The sequence below is a fragment of the Arthrobacter sp. P2b genome (assembly GCF_900168295.1).
Classification (GTDB): Bacteria; Actinomycetota; Actinomycetes; order Actinomycetales; family Micrococcaceae; genus Arthrobacter.
The window spans coordinates 1-24,622 of the sequence record NZ_FVZL01000009.1; the positions used below are offsets into that span (position 1 = coordinate 1).

General features: G+C 64.8%; 21 protein-coding genes and 2 pseudogenes. 8 read left to right on the top strand and 15 right to left on the bottom strand.

Features of this window, described 5'->3' with window-relative positions:
- The first annotated feature begins 211 nt into the window (after positions 1-211).
- Positions 212-985: a YqjF family protein gene (locus tag B5520_RS14370; protein WP_176156874.1), complete on the top strand. Its 774-nt coding sequence runs from the start codon at positions 212-214 to the stop codon at positions 983-985.
- On the opposite strand, the gene B5520_RS14375 is transcribed toward B5520_RS14370, so the two are convergent.
- Complete coding sequence (locus B5520_RS14375) at positions 982-1,302, bottom strand: hypothetical protein (protein ID WP_079597767.1); 321 nt, start codon at positions 1,300-1,302, stop codon at positions 982-984. The genes B5520_RS14370 and B5520_RS14375 overlap by 4 nt on opposite strands.
- 101 nt (positions 1,303-1,403) lie before the next feature.
- On the opposite strand from B5520_RS14375, the gene B5520_RS14380 reads away from it, so the two are divergent.
- Complete coding sequence (locus tag B5520_RS14380) at positions 1,404-2,201, top strand: ZIP family metal transporter (RefSeq protein WP_079597768.1); 798 nt, start codon at positions 1,404-1,406, stop codon at positions 2,199-2,201.
- 76 nt (positions 2,202-2,277) lie between these two features.
- Here the strand turns inward: B5520_RS14380 and B5520_RS14385 are convergent, their stop codons facing one another.
- Positions 2,278-4,800: a Tex family protein gene (locus tag B5520_RS14385; protein WP_079597769.1), complete on the bottom strand. Its 2,523-nt coding sequence runs from the start codon at positions 4,798-4,800 to the stop codon at positions 2,278-2,280.
- Between the two features lie 176 nt (positions 4,801-4,976).
- Between B5520_RS14385 and B5520_RS14390 the strand changes: the two genes are divergently transcribed.
- Complete coding sequence (locus B5520_RS14390; RefSeq protein WP_254865580.1) at positions 4,977-5,273, top strand: hypothetical protein; 297 nt, start codon at positions 4,977-4,979, stop codon at positions 5,271-5,273.
- A gap of 229 nt (positions 5,274-5,502) precedes the next feature.
- On the opposite strand, the gene B5520_RS14395 is transcribed toward B5520_RS14390, so the two are convergent.
- The 4 genes and pseudogenes from B5520_RS14395 to B5520_RS14410 all read right to left on the bottom strand — a co-directional run.
- A complete protein-coding gene (locus B5520_RS14395) occupies positions 5,503-6,573 on the bottom strand; it encodes an alkene reductase (protein WP_079597771.1) in 1,071 nt (356 codons plus the stop codon).
- A 103-nt stretch (positions 6,574-6,676) separates the two neighbouring features.
- Positions 6,677-7,417 carry a hypothetical protein gene (locus tag B5520_RS14400; protein ID WP_254865581.1) on the bottom strand — a complete coding sequence of 247 codons (741 nt, stop codon included), beginning with the start codon at positions 7,415-7,417 and terminating at the stop codon, positions 6,677-6,679.
- A gap of 209 nt (positions 7,418-7,626) precedes the next feature.
- Positions 7,627-8,091, bottom strand: a complete 465-nt coding sequence (locus B5520_RS14405) for a DUF6318 family protein (protein WP_176156875.1) — start codon at positions 8,089-8,091, stop codon at positions 7,627-7,629.
- Between the two features lie 372 nt (positions 8,092-8,463).
- Positions 8,464-9,147 (bottom strand): annotated as a pseudogene (locus B5520_RS14410) (hypothetical protein); the annotation flags it as partial.
- Position 9,148: 1 nt separating this feature from the next.
- Here B5520_RS14410 and B5520_RS14415 point away from each other — a divergent pair.
- The 4 genes and pseudogenes from B5520_RS14415 to B5520_RS14435 all read left to right on the top strand — a co-directional run.
- Positions 9,149-9,394 (top strand): annotated as a pseudogene (locus tag B5520_RS14415) (biotin synthase BioB); the annotation flags it as partial.
- Positions 9,395-9,747: 353 nt separating this feature from the next.
- Positions 9,748-10,176 (top strand): pyridoxamine 5'-phosphate oxidase family protein, encoded by a 429-nt coding sequence (locus B5520_RS14425; protein ID WP_079597773.1) that lies wholly within the window; start codon positions 9,748-9,750, stop codon positions 10,174-10,176.
- 34 nt (positions 10,177-10,210) lie between these two features.
- A complete protein-coding gene (locus B5520_RS14430) occupies positions 10,211-10,645 on the top strand; it encodes a very short patch repair endonuclease (RefSeq protein WP_079597774.1) in 435 nt (144 codons plus the stop codon).
- Between the two features lie 380 nt (positions 10,646-11,025).
- Positions 11,026-11,436 (top strand): Hpt domain-containing protein, encoded by a 411-nt coding sequence (locus B5520_RS14435; RefSeq protein WP_079597775.1) that lies wholly within the window; start codon positions 11,026-11,028, stop codon positions 11,434-11,436.
- Here B5520_RS14435 and B5520_RS14440 read toward each other — a convergent pair.
- Positions 11,409-12,176, bottom strand: a complete 768-nt coding sequence (locus B5520_RS14440) for a response regulator transcription factor (protein WP_176156876.1) — start codon at positions 12,174-12,176, stop codon at positions 11,409-11,411. The two genes, B5520_RS14435 and B5520_RS14440, sit on opposite strands and share 28 nt — an antisense overlap.
- Positions 12,177-12,270: 94 nt before the next feature.
- On the opposite strand from B5520_RS14440, the gene B5520_RS14445 reads away from it, so the two are divergent.
- Positions 12,271-13,926 carry a sensor histidine kinase gene (locus B5520_RS14445; protein ID WP_079597777.1) on the top strand — a complete coding sequence of 552 codons (1,656 nt, stop codon included), beginning with the start codon at positions 12,271-12,273 and terminating at the stop codon, positions 13,924-13,926.
- A gap of 64 nt (positions 13,927-13,990) precedes the next feature.
- Here B5520_RS14445 and B5520_RS14450 read toward each other — a convergent pair whose 3' ends face one another.
- The 8 genes from B5520_RS14450 to B5520_RS14485 form a co-directional block, all read right to left on the bottom strand.
- Positions 13,991-15,220 carry a 5-methylcytosine restriction system specificity protein McrC gene (locus tag B5520_RS14450; RefSeq protein WP_079597778.1) on the bottom strand — a complete coding sequence of 410 codons (1,230 nt, stop codon included), beginning with the start codon at positions 15,218-15,220 and terminating at the stop codon, positions 13,991-13,993.
- A complete protein-coding gene (locus B5520_RS14455) occupies positions 15,207-17,438 on the bottom strand; it encodes an McrB family protein (protein WP_079597779.1) in 2,232 nt (743 codons plus the stop codon). The genes B5520_RS14450 and B5520_RS14455 overlap by 14 nt, the downstream gene beginning before the upstream one ends.
- Before the next feature lie 105 nt (positions 17,439-17,543).
- Positions 17,544-17,801: a PLDc N-terminal domain-containing protein gene (locus B5520_RS14460; protein WP_079597780.1), complete on the bottom strand. Its 258-nt coding sequence runs from the start codon at positions 17,799-17,801 to the stop codon at positions 17,544-17,546.
- A 63-nt stretch (positions 17,802-17,864) separates the two neighbouring features.
- The gene (locus tag B5520_RS14465) at positions 17,865-18,281 is read right to left on the bottom strand and encodes an acyl-CoA thioesterase (RefSeq protein WP_079597886.1); all 417 of its coding nucleotides are present in this window, start codon (positions 18,279-18,281) and stop codon (positions 17,865-17,867) included.
- A gap of 215 nt (positions 18,282-18,496) precedes the next feature.
- The gene (locus tag B5520_RS14470) at positions 18,497-20,563 is read right to left on the bottom strand and encodes an ABC transporter ATP-binding protein (protein WP_079597781.1); all 2,067 of its coding nucleotides are present in this window, start codon (positions 20,561-20,563) and stop codon (positions 18,497-18,499) included.
- The gene (locus B5520_RS14475) at positions 20,560-22,293 is read right to left on the bottom strand and encodes an ABC transporter ATP-binding protein (RefSeq protein ID WP_079597782.1); all 1,734 of its coding nucleotides are present in this window, start codon (positions 22,291-22,293) and stop codon (positions 20,560-20,562) included. Before B5520_RS14475 ends, B5520_RS14470 begins: the two co-directional genes overlap by 4 nt.
- A 150-nt stretch (positions 22,294-22,443) precedes the next feature.
- Positions 22,444-23,994: an MFS transporter gene (locus tag B5520_RS14480; RefSeq protein WP_104443516.1), complete on the bottom strand. Its 1,551-nt coding sequence runs from the start codon at positions 23,992-23,994 to the stop codon at positions 22,444-22,446.
- 82 nt (positions 23,995-24,076) lie between these two features.
- Positions 24,077-24,550, bottom strand: coding sequence for a MarR family winged helix-turn-helix transcriptional regulator (locus tag B5520_RS14485; protein WP_079597784.1), 474 nt, complete (start codon positions 24,548-24,550; stop codon positions 24,077-24,079).
- Between the last annotated feature and the right edge of the window lie 72 nt (positions 24,551-24,622).

Below are 24,622 nucleotides of genomic sequence, written 5' to 3' on the forward strand. Positions count from 1 at the left end.
CGGCACCCCAACATTCATCCCCCCACCCCACATCGACCCCCCCCAAAAACCCCAACAAAACCACTACTTCAAACCCCCACCACCACCCCACCCCAAGGAATAAAGCGGGTGTTTCATGCTGGACGAGCGGTTCCAAGGGATCATGAGCAAACGGGTTCGGAGCGGTCGGCCGCAAAGAGCCGTGAAGAGCCGCAAAGAAGGGAACCTGCACATGACGGATCGTGTGGATGCAGCAGCCTTTTGGCCTGCCCCTCCTGAATTGCCCCCGCCCGCCGTCATGGACCAGCGCTGGACTGACGCCATTTTCCTGCACTGGCGGATACCCGAACCGGTGGCTGCCCGCTTTATGCCGGCAGGAGTACGGCCGGACCTCTTTGATGGAACGTCATGGGTGGGCCTTATCGGCTTTCGCATGAAGGATGCAGGCATCGGCGGCGGCCCCGGAGTTCCTTATTTTGGGAGCTTCAATGAGGTCAACGTGCGCCTCTACTCAAGGGAACCGGACGGAACCCGCGGCGTCGTTTTCCTGAGTCTGGACGCGAACCGGCTGCCCGTAGTCCTCGCAGCACGGGCAGCCGAAATACCCTACGTCTGGTCGCGGATAAGCTACCGGGAGGCCAGGTCCGGGCGCGCGCCGGAGGAAATCACAGGCTACTCCGTCAGACGATTCAGGCAGGGAGCACACAGCACGTTCAGCGTCATTCCTGACCTCGGGACTCCGGTCGATGACCCGCTGTCCATCCACCTCACTGCAAGGTTCGGCATGCACGGCAGATTCCGAGGCCGGACAATCTACATCCCGAACACCCATGAACCGTGGCCGCTTTACGCGGCACAACTCCATGACCTTCAGGACGACCTCGTGCAGTCGGCAGGCATCAGTGTGAGCGGTCCGCCGGATTCTGTCCTCTACTCACCCGGAGTGCGGACCAGGTTCGGCCGGCCCCGGGTGGTAAGACACCGTGGCAAGCTGCCTGGGGCTTAGGCGTCCCGCCAGCCTTGTCCTTCGCTGAAGGTCGCCACGAGCGTGCCTACCCCGGGCTGCAACGAGTTGGAAGGGTCGAAGTACAGCGACGCCTCGGAAGCGCGGCTGTGGGTGATCAGCTGTTCCGCTTCAAGCTTTGCCTCAGGGGCGGTGGCTCCGATGATGCCCGTCCGCGCGGGAAGCTCGGGGGTGTGCACCACCTCGGCGTCCGTCTGGGTCAAAGGGATCGTGGTGCCGGAGTTGATCTCATCATGGGGAAACTCAAACTCGGCATCGGGGGACGCGGCAGGAATGGTGTACTCCAGGAAGTAAGTCATGAACCCACCTTTGCAGAAACGCACCATCATCGAAAGTCACCTCTCCCAGCCTGTACTAATTGCGTATTCCCACGTCAGCGCAGCACTCCTATACTGACCGCATGTTGATGTCGCTGTGGTTCGGCGTCATAGCATCCAGTGCATTGGTTCTGGGTGCCTTCATTGGTGTCCGGTTTGAACTTCCGAAGCGACTCCTCGCCATGCTTCTGGCGTTCGCCGCCGGGGCGCTGATCACAGCACTGGCCTTCGAACTGTTCGAAGATGCCTATGAACGTGGCGGGATCATCCGCGCAGCCATCGGGCTGATAGGTGGCGCGGTGGTGTTCACGGTCCTCAGCGCTTTGCTGGACCGTTGGGCGCAACCCGGAAAGCAGGAGCAGGCCACGCCTGCGGACGAGTTCCAAGGCAGCGCCAAACTCGATACGGATGCCGCCGCGTCCGATAGAGCTCCCACTTCTGCCTCAACACGGGGAGCGGCAGGGCTGGCTTTGTTGGCCGCGGTGACCCTGGACGGAGTGCCGGAGAACGTTGCCCTGGGAATCGCCCTGGGTGAAGGCACCGGTGGGTTGGCCCTGCTCGCGGCCATCTTTGTCTCCAACTTCCCGGAAGCCCTTGTCGGCTCAGCTTCCATGCGAAGCCAAGGGCGTTCAACCGGCAGTATCCTGGCTCTCTGGCTGGGCTGTGCGGCCTTGCTGGTCGTCGCCGTTGTTGTCGGCGCCGGGCCGCTGTCAGGAACGGACCCGGAGGCCATCTCGATACCGTTGGCATTCGCTGCCGGCGCCGTCATCGCTTCCCTGGCAGACACACTAATGCCCGAGGCCTACGAACACGGCGGCCCGGCCGTCGCGCTCAGCACCGCGGCCGGGTTCGTCCTGGCATTCGTGTTGTCGCTGGCCTGACCGGCCCCGCTCCGCCGAAACACCGCCCGCCAGCATGCCGCCACCCAGGAGGGATCGCCTCCCCGGAGAGAAGCCGCTACTTACCGAGGCCGGCCTTACGGAGGGCCTCGGCCATTGCCGTATTCACGGGTGCGGGCTTAGGCGACTGGCCACGTCCCCCAGGGGGATTAGGCGGCTTCTGGCCGCCGGACCGCTGCGGATCCTGCCGGCCGGAACCACCGGACTTCTGTGCTCCACCACGCTCCGCGGCCGGCCGTCCCTCAGACCTTCCAGCACCTGGCTGTCCGGAACCTGCTCTTCCCGATCCAGGTTGTCCCGAACCCGGCCGTCCGGACCCGGCCCTTCCAGCACCGCCTCCCCTGGATCCCTGCCCGCCCGAGGAAGGTTCGTCGTCGAGCCTCAACGTCAGGGAAATCCTCTTACGCTCGGGGTCCGCCTCCAGAACCTTCACCCGGACCACCTGCCCGGACTTCACCACCTCGCGGGGATCGGATACGAATCGGTTGGCCAGGGCCGAGACGTGGACCAGCCCATCCTGGTGCACGCCCACGTCCACAAACGCGCCGAAGGCCGCAACGTTGGTCACCGTTCCCTCCAGCACCATCCCGGGCTTGAGGTCGGAAATCTTCTCGATGCCCTCGGAGAACGTCGCCGCAGCAAAGGCAGGGCGCGGGTCGCGTCCCGGCTTGTCCAGTTCGGTGAGGATGTCAGTGACCGTAGGCAGGCCGAATGTGTCATCCACGAAGTCCCGCGGATCCAGTGAAGAAGCCGGTGCTGAGCCGGCCGCAACGAGGATCTTGCGTGCCACAGCGTAAGCCTCCGGGTGAACGCTGGAAGCGTCCAGCGGCTCCGCTCCCCCGGTGATCCGCAGGAAGCCGGCACACTGCTCGAAAGCTTTGGCACCCAGCCGCGGCACCTTCTTGAGGTCGGCGCGCTTCGCGAACGGGCCGTTCTGGTTCCGGTAGGCCACGATGTTTTCGCTCAGCAAGGGCCCGACGCCGGCCACCCGGCTCAGGAGCGCGGGTGAGGCGGTGTTGACGTCCACCCCCACCGCGTTCACGCAGTCCTCCACCACGGCGTCCAGGCTCCGGTCGAGTTTCGATGCCGTCACGTCATGCTGGTACTGGCCCACGCCGATGGACTTCGGGTCGATCTTCACCAGTTCAGCGAGCGGATCCTGCAGGCGCCGGGCGATGGACACCGCGCCGCGCAGGGAAACGTCCATGCCCGGCAATTCGGCGGCTGCGAGCGCGGATGCGGAATAGACGGACGCCCCGGCTTCGGAGACCACAAGCTTCTGTGGCTTCCGGTCCACGTTGGGCAGCCGCTTGATCAGCTCGGCTGCGAGCTTGTCCGTCTCCCGCGACGCCGTGCCGTTGCCGATCGCCACGAGCTCGACGGCGTGCTGCCGCGCCAGCCGCTCCAGCGTCGCCAATGCTTCGTCCCACTTCCGGGCCGGAGCGTGCGGGTACACCGTATCGGTGGCCACGACCTTTCCCGTGCCGTCCACCACCGCGACCTTTACGCCCGTGCGCAGGCCCGGATCCAAGCCAAGCGTGGCGCGGTTACCCGCAGGGGCGGCCAGCAGGACGTCGCGCAGGTTGGCTGCGAACACCCGGACGGCTTCGTCCTCGGCCGCGGCGAACATCCTGCCGCGGAGGTCGGCCGTGAGCCTGGCCAGAACCCGGGACCGCCAGGCCAGCTGCGCGGTCTGCATCAGCCACGCATCGGCGGGACGGCGGCGGTCGGCGACCCCGAGGCACCTTGCCACCGCGGACTCGTACCGTGAGCGGGCGGCGGCCAGGGCGTCGTCGTCCGCCGGATCTGCCTCGGCGAGGTCGAGCTCAAGGACGCCATCCTTTTCCCCGCGCAGCAGTGCGAGGACCCGGTGGGACGGCATGCCGGCGGGTGCCTGGGCGAAGTCGAAGTAGTCGGCGAACTTCTGGCCCTCGGTTTCCTTGCCCTTCTTCACGCGGGACACCATCCGGCCCTGCGTCCACAGCCGCTCGCGGAGGTTGGCGGCGAGGTCCGGGTCCTGCGCCACCCGCTCCACCAAAATGGCGCGGGCACCGGCGAGCGCTGCGGCGGCATCCCCAATGGCGTGTGCGGTGTTCAGGTACTTCGCGGCTTCACGATCGGGGTCGAGGTCCGGACGCTTCAGGAGGGCATCGGCGAGGGGTTCCAGGCCTGCTTCGCGCGCAATCTGCGCTTTGGTCCGTCGCTTGGATTTGAAGGGCAGGTAGATGTCCTCGAGCCGCGACTTCGTGTCCGCAGCGAGCACCGCCTTCTTCAGCTCGGGGGTGAGTTGGCCTTGCGCTTCGATCGCTTCGAGGACGGCACGACGGCGGTCCGCCAGTTCGCGGAGGTAGCGCAGGCGGTCGTCGAGTTCACGGAGCTGGGTGTCATCGAGCGTCCCGGTGGCTTCCTTGCGGTACCGGGCGATGAACGGGACTGTCGACCCGCCGTCGAGCAGCTCGACAGCCGCCTTCACCTGCCAGGCCTTCACGCCCAGCTCTTCAGCGATCTGGGCGTAGATGGCGTCGTCCGGCTTTGAGGCAGCAGATGCAACGGAAGAGGGCGCTTGCGGCAGTTGAGTCACCAGAACATCTTGCCTTACCCGCCTGTCCGGCTCCACTGCCGGTTCCACCGCGGAGTGAGCTGGCAGCCGTTGCAGGGCGTCCGAATGGTGCCGGGCAAGGGTATTCCGCTCCCGCCCGCAAAGTGCTGTAGTGGAGGTGCCGTCACAGGCACCCACTGCTCAGGGAAGAGGCCGCCATGCGCGAACTGCTTGTTGTGTTTCAGGAGGGGTTCGAGGAAGCCAATGTCACCGTGACGGTCAACGGTAAACAGGCGTGGCGGGAGCTCGGCGTTTCCACCAACCCCATCCTCGGCATAGCGTCCGAGGTTTCGGTGGAGCTGCCGGCGAAGGGCGCGCACGTGGGGGTTGAGGTGACCAACCGCGGCCTTAAGGCGATCACGAAGGTCAGCGGCAAGCCCAAAAGCGTGCTCGTGTCGATCGAGGACGGCAGGCTGGTCATGACAGAAGGGACGGGCCGGGAGGCGGTTTTGTAGCCAGTGTTTCCGCCCTTGAATCTTGTCCCACTTAAGGCCTAGTAAAAGTCCATTCGATGGAGTAGCATCTGATCACCGCCGGCTTCCAGAGGGGCCCGGCGGGCCAAATTGAATAAAAGCCGAAGGTCGTCGGATGGCCTTGGGCTCTCGTTGCCGGTCCCAGCACACCGGCAGCCAACAACGGCGGCACCCAAAGCCGGGTGCCGCCGTTGTCGCGAATTCGGGCTGCTTAGCTTTGGTAGACGGGGTAGTCCGTGTAGCCTTCGGCGCCCTCGGCGTAGAACGTGGACGGGTCCGGCTGGTTCAACGGCAGGCTTTCCTTCCAGCGGCGGGCGAGATCCGGGTTGGCGATGGCGGGACGGCCCACCACCACAGCGTCGGCGTGGCCCTCAGCGACAAGGTTGACTGCTTCCTCACGCGTGGTGATGACACCGAATCCGGTGTTGACCAGGAACGTGCCGCCGAAACGGGCGCGGAGGTCCTGGACCAGTTCACCCGTGGGTTCGTGGTGCAGGATGCTCAGGTAGGCAAGGTTGAGCGGGGCGATGCTGTCCACCAGGACTTCATAGGTGGCGCGGACGTCGGCGGCGTCGGTCTCGGAGATGCCCTGGACGTTGTGCTCCGGGGAGATCCGGATGCCCACCCGGTTTGCACCCAGCGCGGCCACTACCGCGTTGACTGTCTCGATGACAAAACGCGCCCGGTTTTCCGGGGAGCCGCCGTAGCTGTCGGTCCGGACGTTGGAGTTGGGGGCCAGGAATTCATGCAGGAGATAGCCGTTGGCCGAGTGCAGCTCGACGCCGTCGAAGCCGGCTTCCACGGCGTTCAGTGAGGCGTTGACGATTTCCTGGATCAGCAGGGGCAGTTCGTCGGTGGTGAGGGCGTGCGGCACGGGGTAGGGCTGCTTTCCGGAGGGGGTCCGGACTTCACCTTCAATGGCGACGGCGCTCGGCGCCACGAGCGGGTGGCCGCCGGTGATGTCCGGGTGCGAGACCCGGCCGCCGTGCATGATTTGCGCGAACATCCGGCCGCCCTCTGCATGGACGGCGTCGGTGACCTTCTTCCACCCCGCTACCTGTTCCTCGGTGACGATGCCGGGCTGGCCCGGGTAGGAGCGGCCCGCCGGGCTGGGGTAGGTGCCTTCGCTGACGATAAGCCCCAAGGAGGCGCGCTGGCGGTAATGCTCGACGAGGAGGGGGCCGGGGACACCTTCCTCACCCGCGCGGAGCCGGGTCAAGGGCGCCATGACCAAGCGGTTGGGAAGCTCAAGTTCGCCGAGGGTGAGAGGGGAAAACAGCATGCGCAGTTCCTTTCGAAGGCTGAAGTTCGTACTGTTCATGCCAACTGGGGCGCGCGTGCAACTATTCCGGGTGCGACCGGAATCACACCGGGTCATCCGCTTACTAGGGCGGTGTTGCCACTCCCGGGCAGCCCTGGCCTTGCGGGTTAGCGTTGCAGTCGTCAGCGTAGTTGCGGGTCAGGGAACGCCAGACGCTGACAGTCTGCGGCGGAGCATTGAACTGTCCCTGGCCGGGGATGGGCAGGGGCGGGCCGGCATTGACGGAGTACGTTCCCTGGAAAGACGTGGTCAGTACTACTTGGAAGTCGCCGGTTTCGCCGTAGGCGTGGCTTGTCCGCGTCTTTTCACCCCACCGGTCCTGTGGGAGCGGGCCACCCATTGAGGGCTGTGGGCCGAACACCGTGCCGTCGCCGTAATTCCAGGTGTATTGGACCGGGGTTGCCACCACATGCACGGCCTGGCCGAACATCGTGATGTCGAACTGCTGTTCGATGGCTTCGGCGTAGAAGTTTGTCTCAGCACCTCGCAGCGTGTGCGGGCTGGGCTGGGCCACGACTGTCCCGGCACTGATTGGAAGGCTCTGGAACTCCCGCTGGATATCGGCTGCGATTCGGGGCAGCAGGTCCTCGGGCCGAGCGTCATAGAGGCAGGTTGGGCCGGAGTGGATCGCCCAGACTGCGCCAGGAACACCCCGCGGCTTCGAGTACCAAATGACAGGAATGCCTTCTTCACCGTCCGGCCCGTTAGTGCACTCCACCTGGCGCCCAAGGCATTCAGTATCAAAGTCGCCGCCACCCAGGTGGCATTGAAGTTCGTATTTGTACTCATTGGGGTCGGTGCTCACAGTGGTTGGTCCAATGCGAACAAATTCGCCAGTGTCGGGGTCAGTTCCCCAGTTATCAGCACCCATTTGAAGCCCGGAGTCAACGAAACCCCCACCGATATGTGGCCTCTCTTTTGACGCCTCTTCCGCATAGGCAGTCAAAAGAGAGCTCGTCAAAAACACCACGCAGCAGGCGAGGATTGCGAGGACCTTGCCCATGTAATGCATGTTTACCGGATCAGCCCTAGGTCGTTGACCACCCATTCTGCACCGGCGAAATTCACCATCGCAACGCTTCCCGCATTCGTTGCAGCTGTCTTCTCTTGATATGGGCTGCCGTCTTGGTTATGGATAAGGAGTTCTTTCTGCAGCACCTGAAGAACGACTTGCGTATCGCCGTCAGCTGACGGCTTTGCGGTTGCAACCGGAATTTCTATTTGGCCGCCAGAAATCCATCTGCCCTCCGCCCAAGCAGCTTCAATATCGCTGATGAGTCCCTGACAAAAAGAGCATTCAGCTTTGGACAGCTTCGATAGGGCAGCGGTGTCACCCGTCTCGTATGCATAGCTCAGGACCGAGAACCAATACTTAGTAAATGCTTCAGCGCCTTCCTTCGTCTCCGTCTTTGCGACCTCGGGCAGGACTGGAACGGGGACGTTTTGGGCGGGGCCGGACGCGTCGGCGGGTTTGTACACCGCGCTGGGTGTGGGCGTTGGGGACGGAGTTGGGTCGGAGGTGGCAGAAGTTGTAGGCGCTGGGGACGAGGTACCGGGATCTGCAGGTGCTCCGCCAGCGCAACCCGCCAACGCCAGGCAAGTAGCAGCAGCAAACACAACTGCTCCGGACCGCAAGCCGCGGGACATAAAGCCACGGGACATAAAGACGTTGAGTGATGTCATGGCCGCTATTCCCCCAGTAGTTTCAAGACGGCTTACTCCGGACAGTGCCTTAAGGGTAGCCCACGTCACAATCCACCGATCAAACTTATCCACAGGCACCCGCTTCCGGTTCTACCACCCGGACAAAGCCAAGGAAAAGTCATAGGAAAAGGGCTCCCTCAGAAGAAGCTACTTCTGCGGTGGCAGCACCAACTCCCCCGTCTTGTCCGTCGACAAGGCGAGCGACGAGACATACTGCGGGCCGCCGTCGGGCCCGTCCTGGGCAGAGCGCACCATGTCCGGACGCTCAAACTCAATGCCCGTGACGTGGCACAGGAGCTTGGCGTCGCTGGGGTTCCCGTCGGCGTCGAACATGGGCAGGTCGATGCCGTCGTCGGTGCGCCGCAGGTAGTAGCGCCCCCGAGTCAGAAGAGCCAGCAGAGGCGGAAGAACCACAGCGAGGCCCACCGCGAAGATCGGCGAATACGGCTGGATTGCGGAACCGAATGCCCCGAAGAACACAGCGATCGAGATGCCCGCGGACACCAGCATGGACACGAAGCCCACCGGGTTCACGGCGTAAAGCATTCCCCGGCGGAACTCGGGCACCTTGGGCGAGATCTTCAGGACGTACTTGTTGATGGCGATATCGGACGCCACAGTGACAACCCAGGCCATGGCGCAGTTCGCGTAGAAGCCAAGGATGGTGTTGAGGAAGTCGAACATGTTGGCTTCCATCAGGACCAGCGCAATCGCCAGGTTCACCACCACGAACACCATCCGGCCCGGATACGTCTTGGTGATCCGGGTGAAGCTGTTCGTCCACGCCAGCGAGCCGGAGTAAGCATTGGTGACGTTGATCTTGATCTGCGAAGACGGCAAGGACGCCCTCCGCGCCATCGCCGCCTTCCGGCTGGCCATGCCCCGCACGGTCCTGCGCTACGCCGGCGGCCGCGAGCTGACCCTCGGCAATTTGGGCACGCGCGAAGGGCTCCTGGGCGGCATCAACGCCGTCATCGTAGGCAACTACCTCACCACCCTCGGCCGCCCTGCCACCGCCGACCTCAACCTCCTGGTGGACCTCAACATGCCCATCAAGGAACTCCAGAAGACCTTATGAGCACCGCCCCTCAAACGCCCGGCCAGGAGGCACAGCATTGCGGCCTCTGCGGCAGGACCTTCGATAGGCAAGCGTCCGACGGCGGGAGCGCACCGCCGTCGGACCTCCACCTGGAGTGCGCGGCACGGCTGCACTTGGAGCCTCCACGCTTTTGCGTGTGCTGCGGACGGCGGCTCAAGGTGCAGGTCTCGCCATTGGGCTGGTGGGCGCAGTGCTCCCGGCATGGAGCCACCACCTCCTGACGGGCCCACCCGGCACCGGGAAAGGCACGTTCGGAAGAAGCATCAGTCCGTCCAGCGCGCGGTATCCAACACCCTCTGGCATATTTCTACCTTACGTAGAAGAATGGCGGCATGATGTTTGAACATGCAGACGGCAATCCCGTCCTGGAACTCGATGATGAGCAGTCCTGGCGCCTCCTTGAGGGCACGCAGCACGGCAGGCTGGTGGTTTCCGTCGCCGGCGAGCCGGACATTTTCCCGGTGAACTACGTGACGTCGGGCCGGAAGGTGTACCTGCGGACGGCGCCGGGCAACAAGCTGGCCCAGCTGACCATCAACGCCACAGTGCTCTTCGAAACGGACGGCATCACGTCTGACGAAGCCTGGTCCGTGGTGCTCCGCGGCAAGGCCCGGGTGCTCAGCAATTCGGCGGAACTGGCGGCGGTGGAAGAGCTGGGGCTGAAGTCCTGGGTTCCAACCCTGAAGGATTTCTACGTGGAAATCGAGCCGCTGTCCGTGAGCGGCCGGCACTTCCAGCTCGGCGAGCAGCCGGAGCGCTGACTCCGGCGAGCTGCCCGCCTCCTAGACTTAAGGCATGGCGGACAAGCTCACTCCGGAGCAGCGCAGCTGGAACATGTCCAGGATCCGGGGCAAGAACACGAAGCCCGAACTGCTGGTGCGCCGGCTGCTTCATGCCAAGGGGTACCGCTACCGCCTGCACGGCAGCTCCGGGGCTAGCCGGCTGCCCGGCAACCCGGACCTGGTGTTCGCAGGCCGGCGCAAGGTCATCTTCGTAAATGGCTGCTTTTGGCACTTCCACGACTGCCGGGTGGGCCAGCACGCCCCCAAGGCCAACGCGGAATTCTGGGAAGCCAAGCGCTCCCGGACCAGGGACCGTGACGCCGGCCAGCGCCGCCAGCTCGAAGACGCCGGATGGGAAGTCCTCACCGTTTGGGAGTGCGAGCTCAAGGACGGCTCGGCGCTGGAAGCCCACTTGGTGGAGTTCCTGGAGGGCCGCCAGCCATCTTGAGGCAATCTTTGGCTTTTGCCGCCGGGCTTCTTGATAGTGGAGCGGAAGGATGAACCCGTCGTCCTTACGGGCGGAAATCCCCACCGACAGTCCGGAGCAGTGCCATCCCTTCTTGCCAGCCAGCTCCCGGGCCACGACCGCCCCGGACCGTGCCACAAGGTGTCCCGCTCCGTGTTGACGGCCGGTGCCTGCAACCAATTTCCAGGTGTAAAGAAACCCTGTCTTACGTGGTGGCGCTGAAACCCACAGCCTTATCAAGAAACCCACAATTCTCGCCGGAAAACCAGCCACCGCGAGGCAGCAGACCTAACCTGAAAGAGCACATGCCCCACCCACCCGCACTGTTCCCGGAGTGGCATCCCCCGGCTGAAAGGAGCCTCATGGGCGCTTCAGATGATGCTTCCCGGCCGTTGGTGGACCAGTCCGTCCTCAACCGGCTCCGTGAAGAGCTGGAGGAGGACGAAGGGTACTCCATGGTGTTTGTGGGGAACTTCATCGAGTGCCTGCCGCAACGGATCGGCCGCCTGCGGCTGGCCCTGACCACCGGAGACCTGGAGGGCGCGGTGGACGCGGTGCTTAGCCTGAAGACATCCAGCCAGATGGTGGGCGCCGAGCGGCTTGCCGGCCTGGCCACGGACCTGGAAGGCGAAATCCGCACCGAAGCGCGTGAGGCGGAAGCCGCCGTCGTCCTGCCCAGGCTGGCGGCCACGTTCCTGCGGCCCATCAACCAATGCAGCCGGTTGACCATGCACCGGCTGCAGGTTCAGTGCTCTCCGGGTGCCAGCCGGTAGCCCACGCCGCGGACCGTCTGCAGCCAGCGCGGCTGCTGCGGTGAATCCCCAAGTTTCTTGCGGAGGTTCCCCATGTGGACCTCGACGGACCGTTCGTCGGCCTCGCTGATGTAACTGCCGACGTCGTAATCCTCGTCCCGCAACCGGCGCACCAGGTCTGCCTTGGTACGGACGGTCCGGCCCGCCTCGAGCAGGGCGTGGAGAAGTTCGAACTCGGTGCGGGTCAGGTTCATCTCTTTGCCGTCAACCACCACGGTGCGGGAGGCGTAGCTCAGTTCCAGGCCGTTGTGGCTGAAGTTCCCACGCTCTGGATGTCCGTGGCCCTCGGCTGCTGCCTCCACGGAGAAGGTATCTGTTGCATCCGGGACGGAGCGGGGGCGGCGCATCATCGCGGCAACGCGGGCGCGAAGTTCCCTGGGGCGGAACGGCTTGGTGAGGTAGTCGTCGGCGCCGGACTCAAGCCCAATCAGGGTGTCCAGCTCCTCGGTGCGGGCCGTGAGCATCACGATGTAGGCGTCGGAGAATTCGCGGATTTGCCGCGACACTTCAAAACCGTCGATATCCGGCAGCCCAAGATCAAGGGTGATGACGTCCGGATTGAGGTGCTTGGCGATCAGTACGCCCTCGGCGCCGGTACTGGCCACGGTCACGTCGAAGCCGGCCTGGGTCAGTACCGTGCGAACCAGTTCCCGGATGTCATGGTCATCCTCGATGACCAGTCCCACACGTGCATCACTCATAGCGTCCCCTCAGCAGCCAACGTCAGAAGTATAGCGGCCTGCGGATATCCTGCTGGTATGGCCCTGCACACCCTGTCCCCGAAGTCGTCACGCCATGACTAGTCCCACAGCATGGTCCTCGGGCAAGTTGCGGTTTTTCCGCCGGCCCTTCCATGAATACCGGCTGACGGACCGGGTGGCGATGAGCCAGATGCCGCTCTTCGTGACCACGCTGCTGACAGCCTTCCTGATGTGGGCGTTCTTCCCGGCCACCATGAACAACCCGTTCTTTCTCACGTTCCTGGTGTCGCAGCTGGTCCTCATGGCCCTGTGCTACCTGGTCCCCTGGGACCGCCTGCCCTACACAAGCTTCCTGGCCATCCCCCTGCTCGACTTCGTCTCCATCGCCTTCGGCCGGGAAGGCGGGCAGGAGAGCCTCACGGGCATCAGCCTCCTGGCAGTATTCCCCGTTATTTGGTGGTGCGCCTCCGGCTACTACCCCCGCCTGGCCCTGTGGCTTTCCTTCCTTGCACCGCTTGCCATCATCTGGGTTCCGCTGCTCCTGAAAGGCAGCTTCACCGCGCAGGACTTTGCCCGCTCCCTGCTCCTGCCGGTGATGATGCTGGGCATTGGTGTGTCCGTCAGTGTCCTGACGCTCAGCATGATGCGGCAGCAGCGTGAACTGGAGGAGAAGGACGCCCAGCTGCAGGCCAACCTGCTCACCAGCCAGCGCCAGGAGTCGTTGCTCAACACGGTCCTGGACACGGTCCACCTGGGCGTGCTCGCCGTGGACGCCGACGGCCATGACATCCTGATGAACCGGAAACAGCGCGCCAACCACGAGCTGGCACGGCCCAAGGACATCGAGGACCCCAACGAGTCCCAGCTGCTCGTGTTCGGCCCTGACCGCAAGACACTGGTTCCCGTCCAGGAGCGCCCGGTCCGCCGCGCCGTCCTGGGCGAAACCTTCACCGACTATCTGGTGTGGCTTGGCGCGGAAAAGGAGCAGCGGGCTTTTGTGACCACCGCTCGGGCCATGAAGGACGCCGACGGGAAGTTCGCCGGTTCCGTGATCGCCTTCAGCGACGTGACGGACCTGGTGAACGCATTGACCGCCAAGGACGACTTCGTCTCCAGCGTCTCCCATGAATTCCGGACCCCGCTGACGTCCATCCTGGGCTACGTGGAGATCCTGCTCGGCGACGAGCCGGAGGAGTCCCAGCGGCAGATGCTCGAGATCATCCGCCGGAATTCGGAACGGCTCCTCACCCTGGTTTCCGACCTGCTCGCCAGCCGCAACGGCCAGCTGATCGTCACTCCCCACGCGGTGGACGTGGCGGAACTTGTGCGGGCAAGCGTTTCGTCGGCCACGCCGAAAGCCGTTGCGTCCGGGGTGGTGCTGGCTGCAGAGACGCCGGAGCGGCTGGAAGCCCATGTTGACGGCGCCCGGATTTCACAGGTCCTGGACAACCTTGTGTCCAACGCGATCAAGTACTCCCCCGACGGCGGAAACGTCGTGGTGTCCCTGGCTCAGGAGAACGGGCACCTGGCATGCCGCGTCACGGACACCGGCATGGGGATGAGCCCCGAAGACGCTTCTGAAGTGTTCGCCAAGTTCTTCCGCACCAGCAGCGTCCGGCGCACCGCCATCCCCGGAGTGGGGCTGGGCCTGCCCATCAGCAAGGCGATCGTCGAAGCGCACGGCGGGACCATCGAGGTGGACAGCGCACTGGGCCAGGGCACCACGTTCACCTTCAGGGTTCCGGTCTAGCCATCTCCAGTGTCGCATCTGCTGGAACCTGGATTTCGACAGGCTCAATCACCGGTGCGCCCAATCACCGGGCCTGCCGGACCACCTCGCCCCAGGACTGCCGGGCCAGATCGCGGACCGAGGCGAGGATGTCGGCGGGCGCCATGGACAGGTCCAGCGGAAACTCCACGATGTCGATGTCCGTGTTGAGGATGCGGCGGAGCTTCATCTCACCCGATCCGGCGTAGACCAGCCAGGCGGTGGGCACTGCCAGTGCGGTGCTGTGGGCCAGCATCTGGTAGTGGTCAGCCGTCAGGGAAGCGCCGACATCGGTGGCTGCCTTGTACTTGGCGTTGTACACCACCACCGGACGGCCGCCCAGCAGGTGAACCGCGTCCGGGCGGACCGACAGCCTGTCCGCGTCCCGCACCGCTTCACTGAGCAGCGCGTTGTACCGCAGCCGCAGCTCCCCCGGGTAAGCCGCCATCGCCTCACGCAGGGCGGTACCGACGAAGTCCTCGAACACCTGGTTCATATCCACCACGAACGAGGCTGTCTGCTGCCTGCCCTCCCCCGCTTCCGCCGACGCGTTGCGGAGGATCAGTTCGGCCAGCCTTAGCACCGCGTGGTAGCCGAGGTTCATCCTGGTGGGCTTCCACGGCGGCAGCGGAGCGCCTGCTGGAAGGCGCGTGACGGCGTCGAGCTTTCCCTTGAGCAGGCGCAGCCGGCTCAGCACCTCGGGGCGGACGCGAGGGATCTGGCCCATCCGTTCCAGTGCCGCGCGGAGGATCCTGTTCTCGGCGATGTCCTCGGTGAACTCGTCATACGAGACTTCCAGCGGCACCAGCATCCCCGGCCGCCGGGAGATCTGGTCCGAAATCCGGATCCGCCCCTTGACGGTCCGCAGCGATTCATCAACGGTGAGGTAGCCCTGCAGCACGCCGCGGCCCAAGGCGCGTTCGGCAAGCTGCGCCAAGGACTCGGCAAGCGCGCTCCACAAATCCCGGTCCTCGACGGCCGCCACGGTATCCGGCCTGAAGCCCTGCTCGCCGGCGTAGCTGAGCAGGAACAGGAGCCGGCTCAGGCTCAGCCGGTCCTTGGGGCGGACGTCCAGCTGCACGGTGGGCGTTCGGACGGAACCCACCTTGCCCACCGGCTCGATCCGGTACAGCCCCATGCCCATGGGCGAGGCTTTGGCCAGGCCGCTGGAGTTCAGGAAGGAGGCGCTGGCGGGGTCGAGCCGTTCCACCATTCCGCGGGACAGCTCATCAAGGACCAGGTGCCGCAGGGACGGGCCGGAGCTACCCGGCTGCAAGGCGTCCCAGCAACCGGTCCAGCCCGAAGCGTTCCTCCAGCTGCGCCCGGGTGAGCTGGCCGTGGTAGTGCTCTTCCAAGAGGGGCATGAGCTCGTACTTCCATATCCGGCGCAGCCCCGCCGGGGTCTGCGCGGCAGGCTTCATGAAGTAGGACGGGCCGATCATCAGGTCGCGGTCCCACTCGTCGATGGCGCTGTTCAAGGCATCCAGCAGCAACGCCGGGGTGGTGTCCAGCTCCCGGGCCTGCAGGAACCGAAGCAATGAGCCCTTCACCGGTTCGGTCTGCGGGTGCAGTTCGATGAAGGAAAAACGGCGGCGGATGGCGGCGTCCATCATGGCGATGGACCGGTCCGCGGTGTTCATTGTGCCGATGATGTACAGGTTGTCCGGCAGGGTGAACGGCTCATTCGGGCTGTACTGCAGGTAGATCCGGTCGTCGCGGTATTCCAGCAGGAAGTACAGCTCGCCGAACACCTTGGCCAGGTTGGCGCGGTTCATCTCGTCGATGATGAGGAAGTACGGCTTTTTCTCGTTCCCGGGCTTGGCGGCCTCTTCTGCGAGGCGCCGCAGCGGCCCGGCCACCAGCTTGAAGGACACCTGGCCCTCGTCCGTTTTGTCCGGCCGGTAGCCCTCGAAGAAGTCCTCGTAGGCGTAGGACGGGTGGAACTGGACCAGCTTGACGCGCTCGTCGGTGGTGTCGTCAGCCAGCTCGGCTGCCAGGTGCTTCGCCAGGTAGGTCTTGCCGGTACCGGGAGGGCCGTACAGGACCAGCTGCCGGTTCTCCTCCAGCAGGTCCGCGATCTCCTGCAGCGGTTCCAGCTCCATGTGCAGTGAGTCTGCGAATTCCGGGGTCAGCGGGCGGAATCCCTCCTGGACGGGAGGCACGACGACGGCGGCTTCAGCATCGCCGTCGGGCTCGGCTTCCGCTTCGGGCGGCAGGAGGGCCTGCAGCGCCTGCGCCACGCGGGTGACGTCCACCACGATGCCGGCGGTGGCCAGCTGCCGCTGCACGTGCCGGGGCAGGCTTGTGGTGGGGTGTCCTTCATCGAACCAGCGGACCTTGCGGCGGAGGCGCCGATTGTCATCGTTGTAGTCGGGTTCCCCGAGCACGCCGCCCAGCCGCACCGTGCCGGCGTGCTGGTACAGCACCAGGTCCCCGGGCTTCATCACGGTGAGGAAGGCGAAGACGGCGGTTTTGGTGTCCTCGCGTTCCACGTAGCCGAGGTGTTTGTAGTCCTCGTCCACGGCGTGCTGCACCACTCCCGCGGTGACGCCCGGGTTGAGCAGCCGGAGGTGCTCGACGTCGAGGGTCACCTTTTCTTCGCCCTGCCAGGCAGTGAGCAGTTCGGTGTTGTCGCCGTGCGTCCGCAGCAGCCAGGCCCGGTGGCCGGGGTCTCCCACCTTGCGCCACTGGCTGACCAGTTGCCGGGCATACCAGTCGATGCGCTGGCCCGCCTGCTCGTCCAGATGCAGACGGATGCGGTGGATATCCGCGGTGATGTCGTCTTCGCTGTCCCCCTTGGCCCCGCCCACCAGGGAGGCGAAAGCGTCCCGGATTTCCTGCCGCTCAATGTCCGCGACAACGGGCTCGAAGTAGCTGGGCCAGGCCAGGAACTCGATGCTGCGGCGGATGGCGGGCTGGTCACCCGGAGTGGCCGAGGCAAGCCGGTGGAACTTCAGCGGGTCCTGCAGGGCACCGGTGATCTGTGCCGGAGGCTGCTGGTCCACGTGCTGCACAAAACGGCACAGCCACTTCAGGTGGTCCCAGATGGTCCAGTTGAACTCTGCAGTGCGGTCCCGGATCACTCCGTGGTCCGTCATGCCCTGGTAAAGCTCGTCAGGCAGCTCGAGCGGAGGTTCAAGCCATGAAGCGGCCTCAGCTACCCGGGCACGCTTGACCTTGAGGGACTTCACCTCGTGTGCCAGGGGCAGGGACTGCAGGAAGAGCAGCTCGACGGCCAGTTGCTTCGCCTCGCGGGACGCGCCGTCCAGGTTCTGCCGGAGGTTGGTCATCATGGGCGCTTTGGGGTCCGGCGTCCCGCGTTCCAGCCGGTCCAGGAGTTCGGCGGCGGCCTCCGACGTCCAGGTCAGCGTCCTGCCGTCCAGGGCCGACGGTTTGCCCTGCAGCCCTGGCCCCAGAACGAACCACGCCGCATCTTCGATCTCTCGTGAGATGCCGAGGGCGCGGGTCATGGCAGCAGTGGAGGCGGGGGTCATGGATTCAAATTTACAGGGTCAAGCTGGGCGGCGGCTCAAACGTCCCTGGATGGGCAGTCCCGCGGGGACCTTTTGACCTCCGGCCGCCCGCCCGTTTCCTGCTGCCTATACGCCGGGGGTACCCCGCTTCCGGCCAAAGATGAAGTAGCCCATGGGGCCGATGAAGTTGATGAAGGAGGCGGCCCGCCACGCCGCTTTCGGCCCGTTGATCTGGGCATCCGGCCGCCGGGAGATGTCCCGCTGCGCAGCCACCAGCAGCGACATCTGGGCGATGCCCACCACAATGGTGCCGGCCTTTGCCGACGGTGACATCTCCTTCCAGGTCTTCTTCTTCCTGGCAGCGCTGGTCTTGTTCTTGGCCATCTGGGTTTCCTTTCGTTCGGGTGTTTCCAGTCCAGTCTGTCCGCTGGAGTCTTGTCCAGAGGCTTAGTGGGTGTAGGGAGCCAGCCGTTCCTTCTGTTCGGCAGTCAGCCGCTGCACGCGGCCGGTGGCTTCGTCCACGAAGGCCAGGTGGGTGCTGGCCTTGACGCAGTCCTCCCCGGTCACGGGGTCCTTGACGAGGTAGTGGATGTCGAAGCTGGCGCCCTTGACGGCGCCGATCCACACCTGGACCACGGCCGGGATATTGCGGTACTCAAGGGTCCTGACGTAGCGGATCTTGTGGTCCACCACCAGCGCCATGGTCCCTTCCGGAACGGCGTTGAAGAGTGACACCTGCGGCTCAACGCCGGGAAGTCCCGCTCCCCGTGGAGGCCCGAAGGCCTTGATCCGGGCTTCCTCCAGCATCCGCACAATCTGCACGTTGTTGATGTGGCCGTAGGCATCCATGTCGCCCCAGCGCATGGGTACCAGGACCTCAATGCGCCGGTGTCCGTGCTTCCCGTGGTCCTGCCGCGCGTGCCTGTCCTGCTCCACTGTGTCTACCTGCTCCACTGTGTCCACTTGCTCCATTGTGTCTGCTTGGTCCACGTTGTTTCAGTTCTCCACGTTGTCTCAGTGCCGCACATTGTCCAAGGGCTGTACATTGTCCAGCTGCTGCACATTGTCTACCTGGGCGCTCAGCTGTGCACCGCCGTCGCATCATCCACCGGCACGTCCCCGGCGTCGGCTCCGGCGAACTGGGACATGTAGAGCCGGTAGTAGGCGCCGCGGGCGGCGAGGAGAACCTTGTGGTTGCCCTGCTCGACGATCCGGCCGTCCTCCATGACCAGGATGGTGTCAGCATCGCGGATGGTGGAAAGCCGGTGCGCGATCACGAAGCTGGTCCGGTCCGTGCGGAGCGCTGCCATGGCCTTTTGGACCAGGAGTTCGGTGCGGGTGTCAACGGAGCTGGTGGCTTCGTCGAGGATCAGCAGTGACGGGTTTGCCACAAAGGCGCGGGCGATGGTGATGAGCTGTTTTTCGCCGGCGCTGACGTTGTTGCCCTCTTCGTCAATGATGGTGTTGTAGCCCTCTGGCAGGGCCCGGACGAAGCGGTCCACGAAGGTGGCCTTGGCCGCGGCCATGACCTGTTCCTCGGTAGCGTCCAGGTTGCCGTAGCGGATGTTGTCGTAGATGGATCCGCCAAACAGCCAGGCGTCCTGGAGCACCGTGCCCACCTTGGAGCGAAGCTCGGACCGGCTGAGGTGGGTGATGTCTACCCCGTCCAGGGTGATGGAGCCGGAGTTGAGCTCGTAGAAGCGCATCACCAGGTTCACCAAGGTGGTCTTTCCGGCGCCGGTGGGCCCCACGATGGCCACGGTGTTTCCGGGTTCTGCGGTGAAGGACAGGTTTTCGATGAGTTTCCGGTCCTCGGTGTAGCTGAAGGTGACATCCTTGAAGTCCACGTGCCCGTCGGTCTTAGGAGGCAGGTGCTCGGTGGCGGTCTCGGGGTCCTGTTCATCGGCATCCAGGAACTCAAACACCCGTTCAGCGGAGGCAACGCCGGACTGGAGCATGTTGGCCATGCCCGCCATCTGGCCCAGCGGCTGGGTGAACTCACGCGAGTACTGGATGAACGCTGTGGCATCGCCCAGCGACATGGATCCCGACGCGACCCGGAGGCCGCCCACCACGGCGATGCCCACATAGCTGAGGTAGGAGACGAACTGCATCACCGGGAAGATGATGCCGGAGACGAACTGCGCGCCGAAGCTTGCCTTGTAGAGGGCCTCGTTGCGTTCCTCGAACCGTTCCAGCATGTCGGCGTCGCGGCCGAAGACCCTGACCAGGTCGTGGCCCGAGAAGGATTCCTCGATCTGGCCGTTGAGCGCGCCGGTGTTCTTCCACTGGGCTGCGAAGAGCTTCTGGCTCCGCACGCCGATCATGCCCGCCGCCACACCGGACAAGGGCAGCGCGACCAGTGCGATGAGGGCCAGCTGCCAGGAAACGATGAACATCATGACCACGATGCCCACCACGGTCAGGAGGGAGTTGATCAGCTGGGCGAAGGCCTGCTGGAGTGCCTGTTGGATGTTGTCGACGTCGTTGGTCACCCGCGAGAGGACGTCGCCGCGCTGCCGGGTGTCGAAGTAGTTCAGGGGCAGGCGGTTCAGTTTCTTTTCGGTGTCGTCGCGGAGCCGGCGGATCACCTTCATGACAATCCGGTTCAGGACGTAGCCCTGCAGCCACAGGAAAATGTTGGCCACGAAGTACATCAACAGGACGATGGCGATCAGGAAGGACAGCTTCTGGAAATCGATGCCCGTGCCGGCTACCAGTTCCATCCGCGAAACCATGTCCGCGAAGTTGTCCTGCCCCTGCTGGCGCAGCCCGTCGACAAACTGGTCCTTGCTGACGCCGGCCGGGAGCTGTTTGCCCACTACTCCGGCGAAGATGACGTCCATGGCCTGGCCAAGGATCTTCGGGGCAATGACGTTGAGCACCACGGCGACCACCACCATGGCCACCACCACGTAGATGCCCAGGGCCTCGGGCTTCAGCAGCCCCATTAGCCGCTTCGCGGAGGGCCAGAAGTGCTCGGCCTTTTTGGCGGGCATCCCCCCGAACATGTCCCCGTCCGCTTCGGAGGGCTTGTATTCCTCTTCGAGGAATTCGTCCTCGCCGGCCAACCCCGCCTCGGCCTGGTCCGTGGATCCGGGGGCAGTTTCTGCGATGGGTGTGGAGTCCTTTTTGCGGGGGCTCATGCCATTTCCTCCACGCTCAGCTGGGATTCAACAATTTCCTGGTAGGTGGGTGAGGTTTCCAGGAGTTCCTCGTGCGTTCCGCGGTCCACGATCCGGCCGTTGTCCAGCACCAGGATCTGGTCCGCTTCGGTGATGGTGGAAACCCGCTGGGCCACGATGATGACGGTGGCGTCCGCAGTGGTGCCCTTGAGCGCTGCCCGCAGCCGGGCGTCGGTGGCGACGTCCAGTGCGGAGAAGGAGTCGTCGAACAGGTAGACCCTGGGCTTGGTCACCAGCGCGCGGGCGATGCAGAGGCGCTGGCGCTGGCCGCCGGAGACGTTGGTTCCGCCCTGCGCGATCCTGGCGTCCAGGCCGTTCTTCTTCTCCCGGACAAACGACTCACCCTGGGCGACCCGGAGCGCGTCCCAAAGTTCCTGGTCCGTTGCCTCGGTCTTCCCGAAGCGGAGGTTGTGCTCGATGGTGCCGGAGAAGAGGTAGGGCCGCTGCGGTACCAGGGCCACGCGTTTGGTGATCTCGGCGCGGTCCAGCAGGCCCACAGGCACGCCGTCCAGCAGCACTTCGCCCTCGGCGGCGTCGTACAGCCGGGGCAGCAGGGACAGCAGCGACGTCTTGCCCGCACCGGTGGAGCCGATAATGGCAATGGTCTGGCCGGGCTTGGCGGTGAAGCTGATGTTGCTCAATACCGGTGACTCGGCGCCGGGGTAGGCGAAGGTGACGTTGCGGTACTCGACCACGCCCGTGAGGGACGCCGGAGCCTGGGGCTCCTCGGGATCGTGGATGGAGGGCTCGACGTCGAGCACCTCGCCGATGCGGTCGGCACAGACCGAAGCCCGCGGGATCATCATGGCCATAAAGGTGCCCATCATGACCGCCACCAGGATCTGAAGCAGATATTGCAGGAAGGCCGTCAGCGCGCCCACCTGCATCTCGCCGGAATCCACCCGCTGCCCGCCGAACCACAGCACCGCTGCCGTGGACAGGTGCAGGATCATGCTGATGGCCGGGAACATCAGTACGAACAGGGCGCCAATCTTCAGCGACACATCGGTGAGTTCCCCGTTGGCTTCCCCAAACCGCTCCGTTTCGTACGGTTCACGGACAAAGGCCCGGACCACCCTGATGCCGATAATCTGCTCGCGCAGCACCGCGTTGATGCGGTCGATCTTTTTCTGCATGGACCGGAACAGGGGCATCAGCCGGACCACCAGGTAGCCCACCACAACGGTCAGAAGGGGGACCGAAACCCACACCAGCCACGAGAGGTTCAGGTCCTCCCGCAGCGCCATGATGATGCCGCCGATGCACATGATGGGCGTGGCCACCATGAAGTTCAGGGCCATCAGCATCAGCATCTGGACCTGCTGGACGTCGTTGGTGCCGCGGGTGATCAGGGTTGGAGCACCAAAGGCGTTGACGTCCTTGGCGGAGAAGCTGGTGACCTTGCGGAACACCGCGCGCCGCAGGTCACGGCCGAGCGCCATGGCCGTTTTTGAACCGAAGTAGACGCCGGCAATGGCCGTTCCCACCTGGACGAACGCCACGAGCAGCATCACAGCCCCGGTCCGCCAGATGAAGTCGGTGTCGCCGCGGGAAACCCCTTCGTCAATGATCTGTGCGTTCAGGCTGGGGAGATACAGCGCGGCAATGGTGGACGCCAGCTGGAACACGATGACGGCCACCAGATACGGCATGTACGGCCTGGAAAACCTCTTGATGAGGGTGAGGAGCATGCCCGCGGATCCTTAGGGATGAGTGAGTGGAGCAGGAAGGTTAAGTAGTAGCAGCCGGGGCTGACATCCCTAGCCTTCCCACTCTACGAAACTCCCTTCGCCCGTCAAACAGCCTGCGGAAAGATCATCCGAGGGGCGTACCCCGGCGGGTCACTTTCCTGCGGAGGCAAGCTCCGGCGTCGAACTTTCTGCTGCCGGCGCGGGCTGGATGTCAACCGTGCGGCGCAACGGCTTTTCCTTGATGGACAGCACGGACACCAGTGCCACCACCGCCACCACCGCGGAAATCAGGAATACTTCGGCCGTGGCGTCGCCGTACGCGGCCCGCATGATCTCGCGCACGGGTTCGGGCATGTGGGCCAGGTCCATGCTGCTGCCTGCGCTGCCGCCCGGGACGGGAATCCCGGCGGCGGCCAGCCCCTGCGTGGCAAGGCCGCTCACGCGGTTGGCCAGGACGGCGCCGAGGACGGAAACGCCGATGGCGCCGCCTACTGACCGGAAGAATGCAACCGAGGCGCTGGCCGTGCCGATGTCGGAGGCGCGGACCGTGTTCTGGACCGCCAGGACAAGGTTCTGCATCAGCATGCCCAGGCCAAGGCCCAGGACGGCGGTGAAGATGCCGGTGTGCCAGAGTTCGGTGGTGTGGTCCATGGTTCCGGCGAGCCCAAGTCCGCCGATCAGCAGGATGGAACCGGCAATCAGGTAGCCCTTCCACTTGCCGGTTCGGGTGATCAGGAGTCCCGAGGCCACCGAGCCGGCCAGGTTGCCGGCGATCATGGGAAGCGTGAGCAGGCCGGCCTCCGTTGGCGTGGCCCCGCGGGCAACCTGGAAGTACTGGCCCAGGAAGGTGGAGGAACCGAACATCGCGACGCCCACCGCTACTGAGGCGAGGATGGCCAGCGCGGTGGTCCGCTCCGAGATGATCTTGAGCGGGATGATGGGCTGTTCCACCTTGGATTCCACCAGCACCAGCAGGGCCAGCAGGAGGACGCCGCCGCCCACCATCAGGGCGGACTGCCAGGAGATCCAGTCGTAGTAGGCGGGGTTGCCGGCGAAGGAGACCCAGATCAGGAGCAGGCTGACGCCGGAGGTCAGCAGGATGGAACCGAGCCAGTCGATCTTGGCCGGGCGCCGCACATGGGTGATCTTGAGCGTGACCTGCAGCAGGACCAGTGCGACGACGGCGAGCGGCACGCAGACGAAGAACGTCCAGCGCCAGCCGAGCGGGCTGTCCACGATGAAGCCGCCCAGCAGCGGGCCGCCGGCGGTTCCCACGGCCATGACCGCGCCCATGTACCCGGAGTATTTGCCGCGGTTCCGCGGCGGGATCATGGTACCGATGATCGCCTGGGCCAGGGCCGTGAGGCCGCCCATCGCCACGCCCTGGATGACGCGGGCCACCAGCAGCAGCGGGATGGTTTCGGAGAGGCCGGCCATGACGGACCCGGCCACAAAGATGATGATGCTGAGCTGGACCAGGACCTTCTTGTTAAAGAGGTCGGCGAGCTTGCCCCAGATGGGTGTGGTGGCGGCGTTGGCCAGCAGCGCAGCGGTGATGACCCAGGCGAAGTCGGTCTGGGTGCCGTGCAGGTCGGACATGATGGTGGGCAGCGCGTTCGCCACGATGGTGCTGCTGAGGATGGCGGTGAAGAATGCGGCCAGGAGACCGGTGAGGGCCTCCATGATCTGCCGGTGGGACATCTCCGGCGGGGCCGCGGGGTTTGTTGGCCCGGCCTGGGTTGAGGTGTTCGGCGCGGCGGTCTGGCTTGCCATAAGAATGCTCCTAAACGGTGGTTTTGGTGGTTCCGGCCGCCGTTGCCCGGGCTGATGTCTTGAGTGATTCGGTGAGCTTGTGCAGGGTTTTCGCCGTGGCTCCGGCGTCTTCCTCGCTCCAGTCGCGCAGGTAGTCCTGCAGGACGGCTGTACGCTGCTCCTCGATGTGCCGGAGCTTCTCCGCGCCCGACGGCGTGAGGGCCACCAGCTGCGCCCGGCCGTCGTCGGGATCCTGCCTCCGGACCACGAAACCCTGCTCCTCCAGGTCCGCGATGTGGCGGCTGAGGACCGGAGCGCTGACGCCCAGCCGCTCCGCAAGTTTGGTGGCCCGGGACTCCCCCTCCCCCACGAACCGCAGGACGCCCTGGAGCGCCACCCCGGTGTCCTTGCCCCGCACGCTGGCTGTGGCGATGCACCGCACCGCGCGCTGGAGGTCGAAGATCTGGTACACGAGATCGGCTGCCGTATCAGTGGCTACTGCCATGGCTCCAGGGACTCCTCAGTTGTTTGCCTGAAGCAACTATATCCCACATTGGTTGCTTTAGGAAACTATTCC